The organism is Streptomyces sp. NPDC045956, from assembly GCF_056430705.1.
The window spans coordinates 329,143-348,430 of sequence record NZ_JBWKKZ010000001.1; the positions used below are offsets into that span (position 1 = coordinate 329,143).

Sequence of the window (19,288 nt, forward strand, 5' to 3'; positions counted from 1 at the left end):
CGCGCACGCACGGGCGCCCCTCACGGGGGCGCCCGTCGGCGCGTCGATGCGCGAAGACCCCGCCCAGGTCACCGGAGGGTCACCCACCGCTTCCGGCCGCCCGCCGCCGCACCCCTTTCGAGACGAACCCGTGACGCCCCGTGCCGCACGTTCCGCCCCGCCGCGCCGTCACCGTCACGTACACCGGCGTCAACGGAACCAGGGGGCACGGAAGATGAAGCGGTACCGGACACGGAGGCCGATCGGCGCGCTGCTCGCGCTCACGGCGGCGGGCGGCCTGCTGCTCACCGGCTGCCAGGGCGACGACGACGCGGCGCGGGGAGCGAAGGACACCGCGGCCGACTCCCGGGGAGGTGCGGCCCCGCTCCCCGCGCCCGACCGCCCCCGCGGCGAGGACGGACGGCACCCCGACGGAGGCGGCACCCCACCGGCGACGGGCGGGGCGCGCGACACCGCCCCCGACCACCTCTCCACCTTCGCCCTCGACGTCGACACCGCGTCCTACGGGTACGCCCGACGCACCCTCTCCGAGGGCCGGCTGCCCGACCCGTCGACCGTCCGCCCCGAGGAGTTCGTCAACAGCTTCCGCCAGGACTACGACCGCCCCGGCGCCGACGGCTTCTCGGTGACCGTGGACGGCGCCCGCACCGGCGAGGAGGACTGGTCGCTGGTCCGGGTGGGGCTGGCCACGCGGAGCGCCGGACAGGAGGGCGAACGCCCGCCCGCCGCCCTCACGTTCGTCATCGACGTCTCCGGCTCCATGGCCGAGCCCGGCCGCCTCGACCTGGCCAAGGAGTCTCTCGGCACGATGACCGACCGGCTGCGCGACGACGACTCGGTCGCGCTCGTCACCTTCAGCGACGAGGCCGAGACCGTGCTGCCCATGACCCGGCTCGGCGACCACCGCGGCCGCGTCCACGACGCCGTCGACAGCCTGGAGCCGACCGACTCCACCAACCTCGGCGCGGGTATCGGCACCGGCTACGCCACGGCCGTCGAGGGCCGCCGCGCGGGCGCCACCAACCGCGTCGTCCTCGTCTCCGACGCCCTCGCCAACACCGGCGAGACCGACGCGGACGCCCTCCTCGAACGCATCGCGGAGGCCCGCCGCGAGCACGGCGTCACCCTGTTCGGCGTCGGCGTGGGCAGCGACTACGGCGACGCCCTGATGGAGCGCCTCGCCGACGAGGGCGACGGCCACACCACGTACGTGTCGGACACCGAGGACGCCCGCGAGGTGTTCTGCGAGCAACTGCCCCGCCACATCGACCTGACCGCCCGCGACGCCAAGGCCCAGGTCGCCTTCGACCCCGAGGCGGTCGCCGAGTTCCGCCTCGTCGGCTACGACAACCGCGCGGTCGCCGACGACGACTTCCGCGACGACCGCGTCGACGGCGGCGAGGTCGGCCCCGGCCACACCGTCACCGCCCTGTACGCCGTCCGCGTCCGGCCCGGCGCCGACGGCCGGCTCGCTACGGCCACCGTCCGCTGGCTCGACCCGCGCACCCGGGCCCCGCACGAGGAGTCCGCCGGCATGGGGACCGGCGGCCTCGACGACTCCGTCTGGGAGGCGGACCGGGGCCTGCGCGTCACGGCGACCGCCGCGTACTTCGCCGACGCGCTGCGCTCCTACGGCGACGACCGGCACGGCTCCCTGCCGGGCGCCCCGGGCCTCGGCCGGCTCGCCGAGCGCGCCGGGACCCTGGCCGACCGCACCGAGGACGAGGACGTCCGGCGACTGGCCGAGGCGATCGCGACGGCGGACCGCCTGACGACCTGACACGCCGCGCCCGGGTTGACTCTTCCTTACGCTCCAGTAAGTTTACTCCTGAGTAAGTACGAGTGGGCAAGTGGCACGAGCACGGCACGACAGCACCTCCGTCCGATCCGCGACCGGGAGCCGACATGGGCGTACACAGGGACCTGAAACGGGCGAGGAAGCGCGGCGGCCTGACGTCCCGCACGACGACCGAGACGGTCAGGGACGAGAGCGGCACCGTCCGCGAGGCCCGTACCGCGCCCCTCGCCCCCCGCCCCACCACGGGCAGCACCGCCGACATCCCCTTCACCAACGCCTCCGAGGCCCCGGGCGCGGTGGTCCTGCGCCGCGAGGTGAACGGCGTCTGGCGACCCGTCACCGCCGCGGAGTTCGCCCGCGAGGTGACCGCCGTGGCCAAGGGCCTGATCGCCGCCGGCCTGGAGCCCGGCGGCCGGGTCGCCGTCATGTCCCGCACCCGCTACGAGTGGACGGTCCTGGACTTCGCCGTCTGGACGGCGGGCGGCCAGACCGTCCCCGTCTACCCCACCTCCTCCGCCGACCAGGTCGAGTGGATCGTCCGCGACTCCGGCGCCGCCCACGTCGTCACCGAGACCGCCGCCCACACCGCCACCGTCGCGGCGGCCACGGCCTCCCACCCCGTACACCCGCGCACCTTCGAACTGGACGCAGGCGCACTCGCCGACCTCACCGCCCTCGGCCGGGACGTGAGCGACGAGGAGGTCACCAAGCGCCGCACCGCCCTCACCCCGGACACGGTGGCCACCGTCTGCTACACCTCCGGCACCACCGGACGGCCCAAGGGCTGCGTCCTCACCCACGCCAACCTGCACGCCGAGGCCGCCAACACGGTCGAGCTGCTGCACCCGATCTTCAAGGAGGTCACCGGCCAGACCGCCTCGACCCTCCTCTTCCTGCCCCTCGCCCACATCCTCGGCCGCACGATCCAGATCGCCTGCCTGCTGGCCCGCATCGAGGTCGGCCACTTCCCGAGCATCAAACCCGACGAACTCCGCCCGGCACTGAAGTCCTTCCGCCCGACCTTCCTGGTCGGCGTCCCGTACCTCTTCGAGAAGATCCACGACACGGGCCGCGCCACCGCCGAGAAGATCGGCCGCGGCGCCTCCTTCGAGCGCGCCCACAGCCTCGCCGTCCGCTTCGGCGCGGCGCACCTGGAGCGGTTCCTGGGCCGCGGCAAGGGGCCCGGCCCCGCCCTGCGGGCCGGCTGGGCCCTGTACGACCTGCTGGTCTACCGCCGGGTCCGCGCGGAGCTCGGCGGCCGGATGCGCTACGCCATCAGCGGCGGCTCCCCGCTCGAACGCGACCTGAACCTGTTCTTCTACGCCGCCGGAATCATGGTCTACGAGGGCTACGGCCTGACCGAGACCACCGCCGCCGCCACCATCGTCCCGCCGCTCGGCCCCCGCCCCGGCACCGTCGGCCCGCCCGTCCCCGGCACGTCCGTGCGCATCGCCGACGACGGCGAGGTGCTCGTCAAGGGCGGCATCGTCTTCGGCGCCTACCGGAACAACCCGGCGGCCACCGACGCCGTCCTGACCGACGGCTGGTTCGCCACCGGCGACCTCGGCTCCCTGGACGCCGACGGCTACCTGACCATCACCGGCCGCAAGAAGGACATCCTGGTCACCTCCGGCGGCAAGAACGTCTCACCGGCCGTTCTGGAGGACCGGCTGCGCAGCCGCCCGCCCGTCGCCCAGTGCCTCGTGGTCGGCGACAACCGCCCCTTCGTCGCCGCCCTGATCACCCTCGAACCCGACGCCGTCGCCCACTGGCTGTCGGTCAGGGGGCTGCCCGCCGACACCCCGATGTCCGAGGTCGTCCGGGACGAGCGGATGCGGGCCGACGTGCAGAGGGCCGTCGACCACGCCAACGCGGCCGTCTCCCGGGCCGAGTCGATCCGGGCCTTCCGCCTCGTCGAGGGCGAGTTCACCGAGGAGAACGGGTTGCTGACCCCCTCCCTCAAGGTGAAGCGGCACGCGGCGGCCGCCGCGTACGCCGACGAGATCGAGGCGCTGTACGCCACGCCGGGCCGCTGACCCGGGCGGCGACGGGACGCGGCCCGGCCGACGGCATGCGAAAGGGGCGGACCGCCGGTGCACCCGGCGGCCCGCCCCTCGCCGTTGTCAGCCCTCGCCGTTGGAGGACAGGATCGAGACGTCCTCCAGGAGGTGCGCCAGCGCGCCGTCACGCTTGGCCTGCGTGGAGTTCTCGGAGCACTGCTGGTTCATGTCGTCGCCCAGGACGTTGAGGTCCTGGATCGGGACGAGGCCGATGACGCTGACCGGCACGTCGCTGACGGCGAGGCAGGGCTTGTTGAAGGAGCCCTGGATGAGCGCCATCTGCGGACTCATGTTGCCGTGGGTCGCCGAGTTGCCGAAGTACTGCGAGGCGCCGTTCCCGTTCGCGGAGACGGGGCCGCTGTCGTCGCCGATCGCCATCGCCTGCGGGGCCGCGGCAGCGGAGGCCCCCATGACGGAGGCGGCGATCGCCGCGTAGGCAACAACCTTCTTGATCACTGGCCAGTCCTTTCTGAGAAACCCCGTCCACCGGAGCCCTCTGGTCAACTCCGTGGGTGCAGTCGGGTTTCTCCCGTTCACTCCGTCGGCCGACAACGGGAAATGTGTACGTATCCACGGGCCGCCCGGCATTCCGACGGCTTTTCCAGGGCTTTTGAGATCCCGTGCGGGCCAACCGGGTGAACGCCCGCAACCAATCACTCCGCACCGGGTTGATGAGGCCGTAGGACAGTGCGTCGCTACGACGAAAGGAACGCGAAGTGCTCAAGAAGGCAATGGTCGCCGCGGCGGCTGCCGCTTCTGTGATCGGCATGTCCGCTGCTGCCGCGCCCCAGGCGCTTGCCATCGGGGACGACAACGGGCCGGCCGTGGCCAACGGCAACGGCGCCTCGTCGTCGTTCGGCAACTCGGCGACCGACGGCGACATGAGCCCTCAGCTCTCGCTGGTCGAGGGCACGCTGAACAAGCCGTGCGTCGGCCTCGAGGACATCAACGTCGCCGTCATCAACCTCGTCCCGATCCAGGACGTCAACGTCCTGGCGGACGACCTGAACCAGCAGTGCGACGACAACTCCACGCAGGCCAAGCGGGACGGTGCGATCTCGCACGTCCTCGAGGACCTGTCGGTGCTGTCGGCCAACGGCGAGGGCTGAGCCTCATCCCGCTCGGTCCGGGCGGCCCGCTGACCTCTCCGCGGGCCGCCCGGTCGTACGGGCCGGTTTTTCGCCGGGCGAGCGGAACGGCGTCGTCGCTCTCCTGGGGGTACGGCCGTAACGGACCGTAGGGCATTCGAGTGAATATCTCGGGTTCCCGCGTTCGGTAGTTTCCCCGGCCGTCAATTCCTCGTTTGCAGGCTGCAGGTCATGGTGCGAGCCGTCAATGCTGTGCTCGCGCGGTTTCGGCCGTCATTCAGGCATGACCGCAGAGAAGGGAAAGTTCATGAAGAAGAGCGCTGCTGTCGTCGCGGGCGCGATCATGGCCCTCGGCATGGCCGCCCCGGCCTTCGCCGACGCGGGCGCCGAGGGTGCCGCTGTCGGCTCCCCGGGTGTCCTGTCCGGCAACGTGATCCAGGTCCCCGTGCACGTTCCCATCAACGTGTGCGGCAACACCATCAACGTTGTTGGTCTGCTGAACCCGGCGTTCGGCAACGAGTGCGAGAACGACTGACGTCGTTCCGTACCGACCGGCTGCGTCACGGCCGGCCCCGGCCAACTCGTTTGGTTCGGGGCCGGCTTCTCCCCTTTCTGCAGCCCGTTCTCCAGCCATCTCTACCAGCAGGAAGACAACGAGAGTGCGACAGACCCTGAGCAGGGGGATGGTCGCGGCAGCCGCCGCGACAGGCATCCTGTCCCTGTGCGGCAGCCCCGCCCTTGCCGACTCGCATGCGGACGCGACCGCCACGAACTCGCCCGGCGTCGCGTCCGGCAACGCCGTCCAGGTCCCCCTCGACGTACCGGTGAACGCCTGCGGCAACACCGTCGACGTCATCGCCGCCCTCAACCCGGCGTTCGGCAACGAGTGCGAGAACAGCTCGGACGAGCCGACCGGCGGTCCCGGCCACGGCACCGGCCAGGACACCGGGTACGGCACCGGCCCCGGCGAGGACGTCCGGGTGCCGTCCGGATCCCATGCGAGCGGTGAGGCCGTGGGCTCACCCGGCGTCGGCTCCGGGAACAACGCGCAGGTGCCGGTCGACGTGCCGCTGAACCTCTGCGGCAACACCGTCGACGTCATCGCCGCGCTGAACCCGGTCTTCGGCAACTCCTGCGACCAGGCGCAGGAGGAGCCCCCGGGCTACGGCGAGGAGGAGCCGCCGCCTCCCACCACGCCGCCGACCGACGAGGAGCCGCCGCCGCCCGGTGAGGAGAAGCCGCCGCCGCCGGCCGGCGAGGAGGAGCCTCCCCCGCCCCCCAGTGAGGAGGAGCCGCCCGCCCCGCAGACGGAGAAGCCGCCCGTGCTCGCGGAGACCGGCAGCGAGGGCGCGCCGGCCGCCGCGGCCGCCGGTGCGGCACTGATCGCCGGTGGCGCGATCCTCTACCGCCGCAGCCGGGTGGCGGCCCGCCGCTGACCCCGGCGCTCCGCCGCCCGACGCCCCCGGCCGACCCCTGCGGTCCGCCGGGGGCGTCGCGCTGCCCGCCCCCCCCGGGCGGCGGGCGGGCGGGTCAGCGGCTGCCCGCCCGCTCGTCGTCCGGACGGTCCGAACGGCCGGTGCGCTCGGTGGGACCCGGCGCGGAAGCCTGCCGTACGACACGGGCCGCGGGCGCGGGCCCCGCGGCCGGGCGGCGCTCCCGCCGGCGCACGCGGTCCAGCAGCCGGCCGCTCGCGTGCCGTCCCCACAGGGCCCACAGGGCCCGGCCCGGGGCGCGGTCGTCGGGGGCGTGCCAGGCCAGCTCGCGTCCCTCGGGAGCCGGACGCAGGGCGCTCAGCGGCGCGTAGTTCTCCACCACGAAGGTCCGCCCGGGCCGCGGCGCCCCCTCCGGCAGCGCGCGGTGGGTCAGGTCCAGGTGCAGGGCGCGTACGACGTCGAGGCCCGCGGTGTCGGTGAACAGCCGGAACTGGGCGCCGGGGCGCGGGTTGAAGTCGAGCAGGTGGTAGCGGCCCGTGCTGCCGCAGCGGCGGAAGTCCAGGTCGAAGATGCCCCGGTAGCCCAGCTCCCCGGTGACCCGCTCGGCGAGCGCCTGCACCCGCGGGTTCGGCGTCCAGCGGCCGACCGCCGTCAGACCGGCGCCGCGCGGCCTGGCGCGGGTCTTGCGGCCCGGACCGCCCGCCCGGACCGTGCCCGAGCGGTCGGCGTACCCGTGGAAGAACCAGTCGCGGTCGGGCCCCGGCGCCAGGAACGCCTGGAGCAGCAGCCGGCTGCCCGCCTCCTCGGCCCGCCGGTACAGTTCCCGCGCCTCCTGCGCCGAACGCACCAGCACGGTGCTGCGCAGCCCGCCGCCCGGGGGCAGGAGCCAGGGCCGGCTCCATTTCGCCACCACCGGCAGCCCCAGCCGCCAGACGGCGCGGGCGGCCTCCGCCTCGCCCTCCGGGACCAGGGTCTCGGGGTGCGGCAGGTCCAGGGAGGCGCACACACCGGCCAGCTCCGCCTTGTCGGCCACCCGCTCGGACAGCCCGCCGGGCAGCTCCGGCAGCAGGTACACGGGCGCCAGCTCCGTCCGCATCCGCGCCACCGCGACGGCGCACGCGTCGTCCATCGGGATCAGTACGGCGGGCCGCGCGACGCGCGCGGCGACGCGGCGCAGCGCCGCGGCGATGTCGTCGCACGACGCGCCGGGCGGCGGGGGAGTGTGCAGCCCGCTCACGTAGCGGGAGGCGCGGACCGGGCTGCGGGAGCAGTCGGCGACCACGTGCACGTCCACGCCCGCGCGGCCGAGGGAACGCACCGCACCCAGCGTTCCGTGGTGGAAGGGATTGCGGTCGGTCCGCAGCAGAACGGCGGGGACTCGGGTGTCGAACAACGGCACGGGCTTTTTCCTTCGTTCTTCGGTTCGGCTCACCGGTGCGGGCGATCGGCGCACTCGAAAGCCGTAACGGCGGTGGCGTGATGGCATTTCATATGACTGAGTGTCAGTAGACGGGGACTCAGAGCGAGGAAAGGAGCCGGACATGGCCGTACGGCAGTCATGGACCCGGTCCGCACGGCCGGTGCGTGTGGTCGCGGTGCTCGCGGCGGCGGTGTTCCTGACCGCGTGCCCGGGGGTCGCCGTCGGCGACCCGGTGCCGCCCGCGCCCGCCCCGCCCGCACCGGCGCCCGCGGTCCCCGTCCCGGCGCCCGCCGCCGCCCCCGCGTTCGGCGCGTACCTGGACTACGGTCCGCGCGGCGTGGCCAGGATGGCCGAGCTGAGCCGGTGGCTGGGCGACGCCGAACTGCGCGTCGGCCACACCTACCTGCCCGGCGACCGCTGGAGCAACATCGAGGGCGCCCCCGGCTTCCTCGACGTGTGGGCCGACTGGCGCACCCGCAAGGCCGACCGGACGCTCGTCCTCAACGTGCCCATGATGGAGCGCAACGAGGAGGGCGTCGACGACGACGAGGTACGGGCGCTGCTCCGCAGGGGAGCCGCCGGGCACTTCGACCACCACTTCAGGGCCCTCGCCGAACGGCTGGTCGAACTGAACGTGCCGGACACCGTCCTCGTCCTCGGCTGGGAGATGAACGGCATCACCTACACCCACCGGTGCGGGCCGGACCCGGAGGCCTGGAAGACGTACTGGAACAGGATCGTCACCACCATGCGTGCCGTGCCGGGCCAGAAGTTCCGGTTCGACTTCACGCCCAGCCGCGGCCGGGACGCGGTGCCGTGGACGCAGTGCTATCCCGGGGACGACACCGTCGACATCATCGGCATGGACTCCTACGACCAGCCGCGGGGCATGGCGTTCGACGAGCAGGTGACCGAACCCTTCGGGCTCCAGGCGCACGTGGACTTCGCCAAGGCCCACGGGAAGCCCATCTCGTATCCCGAGTGGGGGCTGTTCCGCAACGGCGACAACGCCGAGTACATGCGGCGCATGCTCGCCTGGATGGACGAGCACCGGCCCGTCTACAACACGCTCACCGACTACTGCCCGCACGGCGTGTGGCAGTGCGACGACAATCCCCGGGCGACCGAGGTGTACCGGTCCGTGCTCTTCGGCCGCACCGACGAGCCGGCGCCGAGCACCCCGGAGCCGACCGCGCCCACCGCGCCCACCGCACCGCCCGTGCCCGCGGTGCCGCCCACCGCGCCCCGGCCGCAGTCCGGCTGCTCGCCGCTGGAGCTGGGCGACTGGGTCGAGTACTGGCTTGGCGGAAAGCTCTGCATGCGCCTCGACTGGTTCTCGCGCAACCGATAGCGGCTCGCGGTGGCGGCGGGGCCGGTCAGGTCCTGCCGCCACCGTCGCCCACCCTCTGCTCCCGCCACCGGTGCAGCAGTTCCTTGCCCCGCCGGCGCGCGGCGACGTCGCCGAGGGCGGCCGCCAGCAGCGGGGCCGTGCGCCGGCGGGCGAGCAGCAGCCGCTGGTTGCCCACCCGCTCCGGACGCCAGTGGTGCTTGTACGGCTCGTCCCCGCGCAGCAGGCTCAGCGTGGAGCGCCCCGGGGCGCGGGCGTGCTCGGCGCACGCGGCCAGCAGCATCACCGCCACGTCCGCCTTCCGCTCCCGCAGCCGGGGATGGGCGCCGTACAGATAGCCGCCGGCCAGCCGCCGGGACAGCAGCGTCACGTCCACGGCCACCACCTCGCCGTCCATCCGGAACTCGGTGACCACCGCGTCCCCCGCACGCACCATCGGCCCCACCGCCCGCACCAGGTGCTCGCGGAACCGCGTCCGCAGGTGCTCGCCGGTCACCCTCCGGCCCTGCCACTGCAGCAGGTGCAGCTCCAGCAGCCGGTGCAGGGCCGCGTCCACCTCACCGGCGGACACGGTGCGGCTCTCCACCCCCAGCGCGTCCAGCCTGCGCAGCTTGGCGCGGACCCGCTGCTGTGCCTTGGCCGAGGGCAGCCGGGAGACCAGCCCGTCCATCGGGACGGCGGGCAGCTCCAGGCAGGGCGAGTCGGGCACCCGGCGCCGGGGGCCGTGCCAGTGGTCGTAGACGCGTTCGGCGGCGGCGCCCGGCCGCACCTCGCGCAGGTCGATCAGCGCCGTGCGGGCCGCCGCGCCGAGCGCCCCGGTGAGCGCGGCCACCGCGCCCTGGCCGCGCTCGTCGTCCAGCAGGACGTCCCCGTAGTCGGAGATCGCCCCGCCCAGCGGCACCAGCGCCGGCACCGGGCCCCCCGCCCGCATCAGCGGCGCGGCGGCGACCAGTTCGCGCCCCTCGCGGGCCAGCAGCAGCCGCAGCCGGCCCGGGGTGCCGTAGGAGCGCCACCACGAGTGCAGCCAGGCATGGCTCTGGAACGGCGTAGCGGCGGCGCACCGGCGGTACAGCCGGCCCCAGTCGGCCGCCAGCTCGGTGAAGCCGCGTTCGTCGGTGACCAGTTCCGCCGTGTACACCGGGGCGGGCGGCGGAGCGTGCGGGGCCCGGGACCTGGTCGTGGTCGCGGCCGGGCCCGTCGCCCGGTACGTCACAGCCGGCCGCGGACGTCGGCCGCCGAGGCGGGGCCGGGGAGTGCCGCCCCCGCGCGACCGGGTCCCCGCGCGGACCGCCGGGGCCGGACCAGCAGAGCCAGCCCGCCCAGCAGTCCGCCCGCGCTCGCGCCGACCAGCGTGGTCACGGCGGTGGAGGCCGAGGACTCCTCGGTGGGTTCGGTGGCACGCGCGAACCGGCGCAGCTCCACGTGGGTGTCGTCCGCGGCGGCGTCCGCGTGCCGGGTCAGCGCGCCGGCGACGGCGTTGGCCATGTCGGCGGCCTCGCCGGGGCGGGAGGAGGTGGCCGCCACCGAGACCATCGGCGCGTCGGGCGAGGTCGCGGTGCGCACGCTCTCGCGGAGCGTCGCCACCGGCACGTCCGCCCACATCTGGGCGTCCCCGAGCACCGCGAGCTGGGTGGCGACCCGGCCGTAGGCCTGCGCGAAGCCCAGCGCGGACGCCGGGTCGGACTTGTCGGTGGGGACGGCGACGACGTAGCTGGTCGCCGTGTACTGCGGGGCGGTGACCAGGCCGTAGGAGGCGCCGAGCAGGCCGCCGGCGAGGACGCCGGCCGCGAGCGGGGACCAGGGCGGCAGGGTGCGCAGCCGGTGCAGGACGGGGCCCAGCGGGGTGCGGGCGCGGGCGGGCCGGTCCGGCCGGGCGGCGTGCTTCGCGTACTCGGTGCAGGGCTCGGCCGGGGACTGGGTGAGGGGCTCGGTCATCTGGAACTGACTCCCTGGGGTGCCGGGGACAACGGGTGCGTGAGAGTGGCCGCGTACACGTCCGTCAGGCGGGCGGCGCTGCGCGTGACGCAGTAGTGGCGGGCGGCCTCCGGCGCGGTGCGCGGGCCGGACCCCGGGCCGCTGTCCGCGCGGACCCGGGCGAGGGCGCGGGCGAACTCCTCGGCACCGCCGGTGACGTGCCGGGCCGAGGGCGCGGCGTCCGGGGGCAGGTCCTCGATCGCCGGGCAGGAGGAGTGGAGCACCGGCAGCCCCGACGCGAGCCCTTCCACGACCGCCAGGCCGAAGGCCTCCTCGGCCGACGGCGAGGCGAGGACGTCCATGGCCGAGGTGAGCGCGGGCAGGTCGGGGCCCGGGGAACCGTCGGGCAGGCAGGGGCGTTCGCCGGTGAGCAGGACGCGGTCGGCGACCCCGGCCTCGTGGGCGGTGCGGCGCAGCGTGTGCTCCTCCGGGCCGCCGCCGACCAGCAGCAGCCACCAGTCGTCCGGGAGCCGGGCCAGGGCGCGGACCAGGACGTCGAACCGCTTGCCCGGGGCCAGTCGGCCGACGCCGCCGACGACGTACGCGCCCTCCGGCAGGCCGAGGCGGCGGCGGGTGCGCAGCCGGGCCACGGGGTCGAAGCGGAACCGCTCCAGGTCGATGCCGTTCGGGACGACCTCGATGCGGGGCGCGGGCACGCCCCAGCGCCGCAGCCGCTCGGCGACGGTGGGGGAGACGGCGACCGTGGCGCTACCCAGCCGCTCCCCGGCCAGGTAGAGGGCGCGGACGCCCGGGGTGAGCGGGCGGCCCTCCATCTGGGAGTCGCCGAGGGAGTGCTCGGTGGCCACGATCGCCCGGACGCCGGCCAGCCGCGCGGCGAGGCGGCCGTAGAGGCAGGCGCGGTAGAGGTGGGTGTGCACGAGGTCGTAGCCGCCGCGGCGGACGAACCGGGTCAGGCGGGGCAGCGCGGTCAGGTCCCGGTTGCCGGCCATGCCGAGGTGGACGACGCGTACGCCGTCGGCCCGCAGCCCCTCGGCGACCGGGCCAGGATTGGTGAGCGTCACGACGTCGCAGTCGACGGGGAGGTGGCGCAGCAGCAGCCGCAGTTGCTGCTCGGCACCGCCCACCCCGAGGCCGGTGATGACGTGCAGTGCCTTCATCTCAGACCCCCGCGCCGGCGCGGCGGCGCAGGCGGTGCAGCCGCGTCTTCAGCAGCAGTCGCAGCGATCCGTCGCTCTGTCCGACGTGCACCCGCGGCAGGGCGTGCGGGCCGGTCAGCGGGCCGGGGTCGATGGCGCAGGCGTACGCGTAGCCGGCGGCCCGCACGGCCTCGACGGCGCGGGCGTCGACCGTGCCGTACGGATAGCAGAAGCCGGTGACCGGAGCACTGATCAGATCCGCGAGCAGTGCTCTGCTCTCGGCGGTCTCGGCCCGCAGCGCGGCGTCGTCCGCCTCGGTCAGGTCGATGTGGGTGAGCCCGTGCGAGCCGATCTCGACGCCCTCGGCGGCGGCGTGCCGGATGCCGTCGGCGGTCAGCAGCGGCTTGCGCGGACCCAGCGGATCCCAGGCGTTGTCCCCGCCGAGCCGTCCCGGCAGTACGAAGAGGGTGGCCCCGCAGCCCCAGCGGCGCAGGCACGGCAGCGCGTGCTCGACGAAGTCGGCGTACCCGTCGTCGAAGGTCAGCCCGACCAGCCCGCGGCCCGCGCCCCGCGCCCGGGCGGCCAGCAACTCGCCGACCGGTACGCCGCGCAGGCCGCGCCGCCGCAGCCAGCCGAGCTGCGCGTCCAGGCGGTCGGGCGTGACCGTGATGCCGTACGGATCGGCCGAGCGGTCGCCGACGGAGTGGTACATCGCCACCCACGGGACGGTGCCCAGGCGGGCGCGGACCCCGCCGCGCGCGGCGGCGTCAACGGGGCCGACGGGGCCGACGGGGGCGGGAACGGAGGCGGAAGCTGAAGCGGCCATGGGAGAGCCTTCGTGAGACGGAGCGGGGAAGGGGAGGGAGGCGGAGGAGACGGGGGAGGCGGGGGAGGTGGCGGTGGCGGCGGAGACGGGGGTGGCCGAGGGACCTGAGGGCGGCGGCGACCCCCGGGACGCCCAGCGCCAGGCCGAGGACGGCGAAGACCGCGCCGACGGTCGCCGCACCGGCGGCGAGGGACACGGCGGGCCCGTCGAACCCGGCCGCGACCGCCGCGCCCGCGAGGGTCGCCCCGGCCGCCGCCGGCACCGCCCTGCCCAGGTCGCCCAGGACGCGCCCGATGCGCACCGGCACACTGCGCGGACCCATCCCAGCGAGCAGCAGGGCCGCGGTGACGGTGATGCCGGCGGCGTTGGCGGCGGCGATGCCGGTCACGCCCCACGGGCCCACCGCACCGGCGCCGATGCCCGCGGTGGCGGCGATGCCGGCGGCCATCGCGCCCAGCGGGTACCAGCTGGCGCGGCCCGCGGAGAAGTACGAGCGGGCGAGCGCGCCCACCACGGTCTGGCCGAGCAGTCCGAGCGCGTAGACGCGCATGACGTTCGCGGTGACCGCGGTGTCGGCCGCCGTGAAGGCGCCGCGCTGGAAGAGGAGTTGGATCATCTGCGGTGCGCAGGCGATGACGGTGGCCGCGCCCAGCAGCACCAGGCAGGCCGCCAGCGCCACGTCCCGTTCGACCCGGTCGCGGGCGCGTTCGGTGTCGCCGTCGGCCAGCGCCCGGGCCACCACCGGGAAGGTGACCGTGCACAGCATCAGCGACAGCGTCATCGGGATCTGGGCCACCTTCTGCGCGTAGTTCAGGTGCGAGATGGCCCCGGAGGGCAGTCCGGAGGCGAGGAAGCGCTCGATGAGGACCTGGGACTGGCGGCACAGGGCGAAGAGCAGGACGGTGGTGAACAGGGCGAGGGCGAGGGGGCGGGCCGGGTCGGACGCGGTCTCCCGCGCCGTGCCGGCCCCGTCCCGGCACCGCAGCCGGCGCAGCAGCGACGGCAGTTGCGCCGCCACCATCAGGAAGCCGCCCGCAGCGACCCCGACCGCCGCCGAGCGCACCCCCCAGCGCCCGCCGAGCACGAACATCGCGGTGATGATGCCGGTGTTGTAGGCGACGTAGATCGCGGCCGGCGCCAGGAACCGGCGGTGCGCCCGCAGGGCCGCGCTGCAGTACCCGGCGAGCCCGAAGCTGAGCACGCAGGTGGCGGTGAGCCGGGTGCAGTCCACGGCCAGGGCGTGCTCGGGCAGACCCGGGGCCAGGGTCCGGACCAGCAACGGCGCGGTGAGGACGACCAGGGTGCCGACGGCGAGGAAGGCCAGCGCCAGGCGGGGCAGGGTCGAGGCGACCAGCGCGCGGACCGGGTCGCCGGGGGCGCCCTGCGCACGGCGGGCCAGCGCCAGGCTGAACATCGGGACCAGCGCGAAGGCCAGACCGTCCTCGATCAGCAGCGTCGCCGCGAACTCCGGGACCGTCCACGCCACCAGGAAGGCGTCGGTCTCCCCGCCGGCCCCGAACAGCCGGGCCAGCGCCTGGTCCCGGGCCAGCCCGAGCACCGACCCGGCCACCGACAGCACGGCCGTGAGCAGCGCGGCCCGGGCGAGGAAACTCCGGGAGGAACGGGGCTCGGGGGTGGGCGGGGTGGCGGGAGCGGGGGTGGATACGGGCGGTGACGTGGGCGTGGTGACCCTGGCGGACGGTACGGACGCCCCGTCCGCGGCGCGCAGCGGGGTGGGCTTCACCGGGCCGGCACCTCCTCGGAGCCGGCTTGCGCACGGACTCCCGTCCCGGTCCCGGGGCACGCTTCCACGCCGGGTTCAGCGCCGCGTCCCGCGCCGGCTCCCGCCGCTGCCGATCCCGCCCCGGACCCGAGCGCCCACCAGGCCGCCAGTCCGAAGCACACCGCCGTCAGCACGGTCGAGGGCCCGCCGATGTCGGCGTACGCGAAGTCGGTCAGCTGCCACACGAGCAGACCGCAGGCGACCAGCCCGCAGTCCGTCCCGGTCCGCCCCGTACGCCGTGCCGCACGGAGTCCGCGCAACCCCAGGACGAGGAGCGCCAGCCAGCTCCCCGCGAGCGCGAGCAGCCCGAGCAGCCCCTGCTCCGCCAGTACCAGCAGGTACATGTTGTGCGGGGACAGCAGCGGCTGCCGAAGGTAACCGGCGCCGGCGCCGTCCGTCTCGCTGCCCGAGGACAGCGCCAGCGAGGCGTGGCCGTCGCGGTGTTCCGGGAAGCCCTTGAGACCCACGCCGGTCAGCGGACGCTCGCGCCACATGCCGACGGCCGCCTCCCACATCGTGTAGCGGTCGGTCACCGACTGGTCGGGGGCGTCCGCGACCTGCGTGATGCTGCCGACCCGCTCCTGGAGCATCGCCGTGCCGAGCCCGAACCCGCCCACCAGCACCACACCCGCCGCGACCGCGACCGCGCCCACCGCCAGCGCCCTGCGCACCCCGGCGAGCAGCAACTGCGCCGCGCAGGTCACCGCCGTGGCGATCCACGCGCCGCGGCTGAAGGACAGGGCGAGCGGCACCAGCAGGGCGAGCGCGCACCCGGCCGCCAGGGCGCGCTGCCGGGCGGGCGCGTGACCGAGCGCCAGCCCGACCGCGCAGACCAGCCCCAGGGAGACGACGGTCGCCATCCCCATCACGTCCTGCGGTCCGAAGGTGCCCACGGCCCGGATCTGCTCGCCCTGGTACGAGGCGCCGGTCCCGGTGGCGTACTGGTGCACGCCGACCGCCCCCTGCCACAGCGCCAGCCCCACCACCGACCGGGCGAGCAGCCGTACGTCACCCCGGTCGCGGACGAGCAGCAGGACCGCGGCGGGGACGAGGACGAAGACCTGGAGGTAGCGGCCGAGGCCGGTGACCCCGGCCCCCGGTGACACCGCGCCCATGGCGGCGACGGCGAGCCCCAGCACCGGCAGGCCCAGCACCACCGCCGCCGTACGGGACAGGGGGCGCCGCCGGCCGCGTACCAGGCGCAGCACGCCGTACAGCACCACCAGCGCGGAGAGCGCGTCGGCCGGATGCGCGCCGCCCCCGCCGTCCGCGGCGGCCGGCAGGGCGAGCAGCGCGACGACGGCGACCACGGTGAGGACGGGCGGCAGCCGCCGTACGCGCGCGGCGGACCACGGGGGCGGGACGGGACTGCTCACGCGGCTCAGCTTCCCGTCGGACGGACGAGCGCCGCGGCCGTGCGCAGCAGGATGCACACGTCCTGCCACAGGGACCAGTCGTCGATGTAGGCGTTGTCGAAGCGGGCCCGGTCCTCGATGGAGGTGTCGCCGCGCAACCCGTGGATCTGCGCCAGGCCCGTGATCCCGGCCGGCACCCGGTGGCGGGCGGCGTAACCGGGGTGCGCCTGGCTGAACTGCGCCACGAAGTAAGGCCGTTCGGGTCGCGGACCGACCAGGCTCATGTCGCCCCGGAAGACGTTCCACAGCTGGAGCAGCTCGTCCAGGGAGGTGCGGCGCAGGAAGCGGCAGAACCACGGCATCCGGCGCTCGTCCGCCACGCTCCACCGGGTCGCCGACTCGTGCTCGTCGGCCGGCCGGTGGGTGCGGAACTTCAGCAGCGTGAACGGCCTGCCGTCCTTGCCGACGCGTTCCTGCCGGAACAGGACGCCCGGGCCGCTGATGATCCGCAGGGCCGCCGCGCAGGCCAGCAGCAGAGGGCTCAGCAGCAGCAACAGCGCCCCGGAGACCGTCACGTCCAGCACCCGCTTGCCGGTGCTGCGCGGGCGTCGCAGGCCCGCCTCCAGACGCCGGCAGGGGAACCCGGCGAGCCGGTCCGGGCCCGCGTACGAGGGGGCGTCCGCGTCGACCTCCCACACCGCGCAGCCCGATTCGGCCAGCGTCCGCAGCAGGGGCCCCCGCAGGGCCCGTACCGAGGGGTCCGCCAGGACGTCGCGCACGCCGTTCTGCACGACGGCCCGCCGCACCTCCTCGCCCGTGGTCAGCACGGGCAGCGACGCCGCTCCGCCCGGGTCGTCGGTGACGATCCCGACCGGCCGCACCCCGCAGCGCGGGTGGCGCAGGACCGCCGAGGCCACGCGGTGCGCGGTGGCCGCGGGGCCCACGACGAGGGCGGCGCGCGGATGGTTCAGCAGTTCGGTACGGCGCCGCCGGTGCACGACGCCCCGGCCCGCGCAGCCGGAGACGGCGTGCAGGAGGAAGCCGAGGAGCAGGGTGCGGGCGGACAGCGCGTGCGGTGGGGCGTACGCCGCGACGAGCGCGGCCAGCGCCAGCCAGACCACCGCGATACGGCCGCACAGCGCGGGCAGGTCGTCCAGGACACCCGGCAGGCGCCGGGGCGGGCCCGAGCGGGGGCGCAGCAGCAGCGAGCCGGCCACCAGGAGCGCGGTGAGCAGCGGTGGGTGCGGGGCGCCGGTGAGGACCAGCGCACCCGGCAGGGCCGCCGCGCCGTCCGCGACGAGCAGCGGCAGCGGGGAGTCCGGCCGACGCGGGAACCGGGGCCGCGGTGCGGGCCGCCCGGCGGGGAACCGGAAGCCCGGTGCGCCGGTGCGCCGCGTCAGCACCGACACGGGAGAGGAGCCGAGGTCGCGCGGCTGGCCGGCGGGATTGGGGACGGTGCGTTCCGCGGTCACGGGTGGGTGGGCTCCCTGTACTCGATGGGCGCGACGTCGGCCCGGCCCACGGCTGCGGACCCGTCGCCGGGCAGGCGGGACTCGGCGGGCGTCGCCCGGTTGCCGGGCAGGCGGGACACGGCCGGTGCGGGCCGGGTGCCTCGGGGGTCGGGTTCGGCGGGTGCGGGCCGGGTGCCGGGGACGGGGTGGGGGTGCGTGCTGAGGGCCGGCCTTCCGCCGGGGTGGTGCGGTGCGGGCGTGGTCAGTCGGTCGCCGTGGACGGCGAGCGGTCCGGTCGCCCCGCCCCGCTCGGCGAGGAGGCCGTCGTAGAGCGCGGCGACCGCCGCGGCCGTGTGCCGTACGTCGTGCGTGGACCGCACGTGCGCGCGACCCCGGCGCCCGAGCGACGCGCGCAGCGGAGCGTCGAGCAGCAGCCGGGCCACGGCGTCGGCCAGTGCCGCCGGGTTCTCGGGCGGCACCACGCAGTGCGGTACGAGAGCCGGTGGCAGGCCCTCGCGGGCACCGTCCACGTCGGTCACCACCACGGGCCGCCCGCAGGCCATCGCCTCCAGGGGGGCCAGTGCCATGCCCTCCCAGCGCGACGGCAGGACGACCAGATCGGCGGCCCGGTACCAGGGCCCGACGTCCGCGACGGCCCCCGTGAACAGCACGGAGTCCGCCCCGCCCGCCCCGCGGTCGTCCCGGGTCGGCCCGGGGACGTCCGGCCGGCCCGCCGCGACCCGCCCGGTGAGCCGTGCCCGGTCCGGACCGTCGCCGACCAGCACCAGCCGGGCCCCGGGCACCCGCGCGAGGACCGCATCCCAGGCGGCCAGCAGGACGTCCTGGCCCTTCTGCCGGCACAGCCGTCCCACGCAGACGACCAGCGGGGCGTCCGGACCGCCCGTCGCCCGCGCCGCATCATCGGTCACCCGCGCCGCATCGGCCGCCTGGGTCGTATCGACCGCTCGCGCCGCATCGGCCGCCTGGGTCGCCTCGACCGCTCGCGCCGCATCGGCCATCTGGGTCGCCTTGGTCACCGGCGCCCGCTCGGCCCCGTCGCCTGGACCGAAGCGGTCGACGTCGATGCCGTTCGGGATCACCGACCACCGTCCGTGGATCCCGGCCCGCACGCCCCGCAGCCGCTCCGCCTCGCTGACGCACACCGTCCGCGCCGCCCACCGCGCGCCCCACCGCTCCCAGCCGAGCGCCAGGGCCGCGGCCACCCCGTCGACCGCCTCGAACGACCAGGCGTGCGGCTGGAACACGGTCGGGACCCGTCCACGTACGGCGAGCCGTCCCGCGAGGCCGGCCTTCGCGCTGTGCGCGTGCACCAGGTCGGGCCGGACCTCCCGGACCACCCGGGCGAGCCGCCGTACCTCCGAGGCCAGGGCCGGGCCCGGCGATCGCGTCGCCGGCCAGTGCCGCACGTCGGCGCCGAGCGAGCGGAGCCGGTCCGCGAGGTCCCCGTCCGGACAGGCGACCGCGACACGCAGACCGGCGGCGAGCTGGGCCCGCGTCAGGTCCGTCACGACACGGGCGACCCCGCCGTCCACCGGCTGGGTGACGTGCAGGACCCGCGGCCGGGCGTCGGTCGGTGGCAGGTGCATACGCGTTTCCTCGCTCACGGAAAATGCTCGGGACGGGCGGGAACGCGT

16 protein-coding genes are annotated in these 19,288 nt (G+C 75.6%); 6 read left to right on the top strand and 10 right to left on the bottom strand.

Going from position 1 to position 19,288, the window contains the following annotated elements:
• Positions 1–214: 214 nt before the first annotated feature.
• On the top strand, positions 215–1,780 hold the full coding sequence (locus AC07FV_RS01435) for a vWA domain-containing protein (protein WP_479083835.1): 1,566 nt from the start codon (positions 215–217) through the stop codon (positions 1,778–1,780).
• 125 nt (positions 1,781–1,905) lie between these two features.
• The gene (locus tag AC07FV_RS01440; protein WP_479083836.1) at positions 1,906–3,834 is read left to right on the top strand and encodes an AMP-dependent synthetase/ligase; all 1,929 of its coding nucleotides are present in this window, start codon (positions 1,906–1,908) and stop codon (positions 3,832–3,834) included.
• 87 nt (positions 3,835–3,921) lie between these two features.
• On the opposite strand, the gene rdlB is transcribed toward AC07FV_RS01440, so the two are convergent.
• On the bottom strand, positions 3,922–4,314 hold the full coding sequence (rdlB, locus tag AC07FV_RS01445; RefSeq protein ID WP_384688685.1) for a rodlin RdlB: 393 nt from the start codon (positions 4,312–4,314) through the stop codon (positions 3,922–3,924).
• Positions 4,315–4,574: 260 nt separating this feature from the next.
• Between rdlB and rdlA the strand changes: the two genes are divergently transcribed.
• The 3 genes from rdlA to AC07FV_RS01460 all read left to right on the top strand — a co-directional run bounded on the left by rdlA (position 4,575) and on the right by AC07FV_RS01460 (position 6,382).
• The gene (gene rdlA / locus AC07FV_RS01450; protein WP_053131110.1) at positions 4,575–4,967 is read left to right on the top strand and encodes a rodlin RdlA; all 393 of its coding nucleotides are present in this window, start codon (positions 4,575–4,577) and stop codon (positions 4,965–4,967) included.
• Between the two features lie 286 nt (positions 4,968–5,253).
• Positions 5,254–5,481, top strand: a complete 228-nt coding sequence (gene chpD / locus AC07FV_RS01455; protein WP_479084864.1) for a chaplin ChpD — start codon at positions 5,254–5,256, stop codon at positions 5,479–5,481.
• Between the two features lie 124 nt (positions 5,482–5,605).
• On the top strand, positions 5,606–6,382 hold the full coding sequence (locus tag AC07FV_RS01460) for a chaplin (RefSeq protein WP_479083838.1): 777 nt from the start codon (positions 5,606–5,608) through the stop codon (positions 6,380–6,382).
• A gap of 94 nt (positions 6,383–6,476) precedes the next feature.
• Here AC07FV_RS01460 and AC07FV_RS01465 read toward each other — a convergent pair whose 3' ends face one another.
• A complete protein-coding gene (locus AC07FV_RS01465) occupies positions 6,477–7,778 on the bottom strand; it encodes a carboxylate--amine ligase (RefSeq protein WP_479083839.1) in 1,302 nt (433 codons plus the stop codon).
• Positions 7,779–7,920: 142 nt separating this feature from the next.
• On the opposite strand from AC07FV_RS01465, the gene AC07FV_RS01470 reads away from it, so the two are divergent.
• Positions 7,921–9,150 carry a glycoside hydrolase family 26 protein gene (locus tag AC07FV_RS01470; protein ID WP_479083840.1) on the top strand — a complete coding sequence of 410 codons (1,230 nt, stop codon included), beginning with the start codon at positions 7,921–7,923 and terminating at the stop codon, positions 9,148–9,150.
• A gap of 25 nt (positions 9,151–9,175) precedes the next feature.
• Here AC07FV_RS01470 and AC07FV_RS01475 read toward each other — a convergent pair whose 3' ends face one another.
• The 8 genes from AC07FV_RS01475 to AC07FV_RS01510 form a co-directional block, all read right to left on the bottom strand.
• Positions 9,176–10,285, bottom strand: a complete 1,110-nt coding sequence (locus AC07FV_RS01475; RefSeq protein ID WP_479084865.1) for a GNAT family N-acetyltransferase — start codon at positions 10,283–10,285, stop codon at positions 9,176–9,178.
• Positions 10,286–10,356: 71 nt separating this feature from the next.
• Entirely contained in the window at positions 10,357–11,082 is a 726-nt protein-coding gene (locus tag AC07FV_RS01480) for a YveK family protein (protein WP_479083841.1), read from the bottom strand.
• Positions 11,079–12,239, bottom strand: a complete 1,161-nt coding sequence (locus AC07FV_RS01485) for a glycosyltransferase (RefSeq protein ID WP_479083842.1) — start codon at positions 12,237–12,239, stop codon at positions 11,079–11,081. Before AC07FV_RS01485 ends, AC07FV_RS01480 begins: the two co-directional genes overlap by 4 nt.
• A gap of 1 nt (position 12,240) precedes the next feature.
• Positions 12,241–12,930, bottom strand: coding sequence for a polysaccharide deacetylase family protein (locus AC07FV_RS01490; protein ID WP_479084866.1), 690 nt, complete (start codon positions 12,928–12,930; stop codon positions 12,241–12,243).
• A gap of 55 nt (positions 12,931–12,985) precedes the next feature.
• The gene (gene murJ, locus AC07FV_RS01495) at positions 12,986–14,788 is read right to left on the bottom strand and encodes a murein biosynthesis integral membrane protein MurJ (RefSeq protein ID WP_479083844.1); all 1,803 of its coding nucleotides are present in this window, start codon (positions 14,786–14,788) and stop codon (positions 12,986–12,988) included.
• Positions 14,785–16,203 (bottom strand): O-antigen ligase family protein, encoded by a 1,419-nt coding sequence (locus tag AC07FV_RS01500; protein WP_479083845.1) that lies wholly within the window; start codon positions 16,201–16,203, stop codon positions 14,785–14,787. The genes murJ and AC07FV_RS01500 overlap by 4 nt, the downstream gene beginning before the upstream one ends.
• Before the next feature lie 5 nt (positions 16,204–16,208).
• Complete coding sequence (locus AC07FV_RS01505) at positions 16,209–17,654, bottom strand: exopolysaccharide biosynthesis polyprenyl glycosylphosphotransferase (protein ID WP_479083846.1); 1,446 nt, start codon at positions 17,652–17,654, stop codon at positions 16,209–16,211.
• Entirely contained in the window at positions 17,651–19,240 is a 1,590-nt protein-coding gene (locus AC07FV_RS01510) for a glycosyltransferase (protein ID WP_479083847.1), read from the bottom strand. The genes AC07FV_RS01505 and AC07FV_RS01510 overlap by 4 nt, the downstream gene beginning before the upstream one ends.
• Between the last annotated feature and the right edge of the window lie 48 nt (positions 19,241–19,288).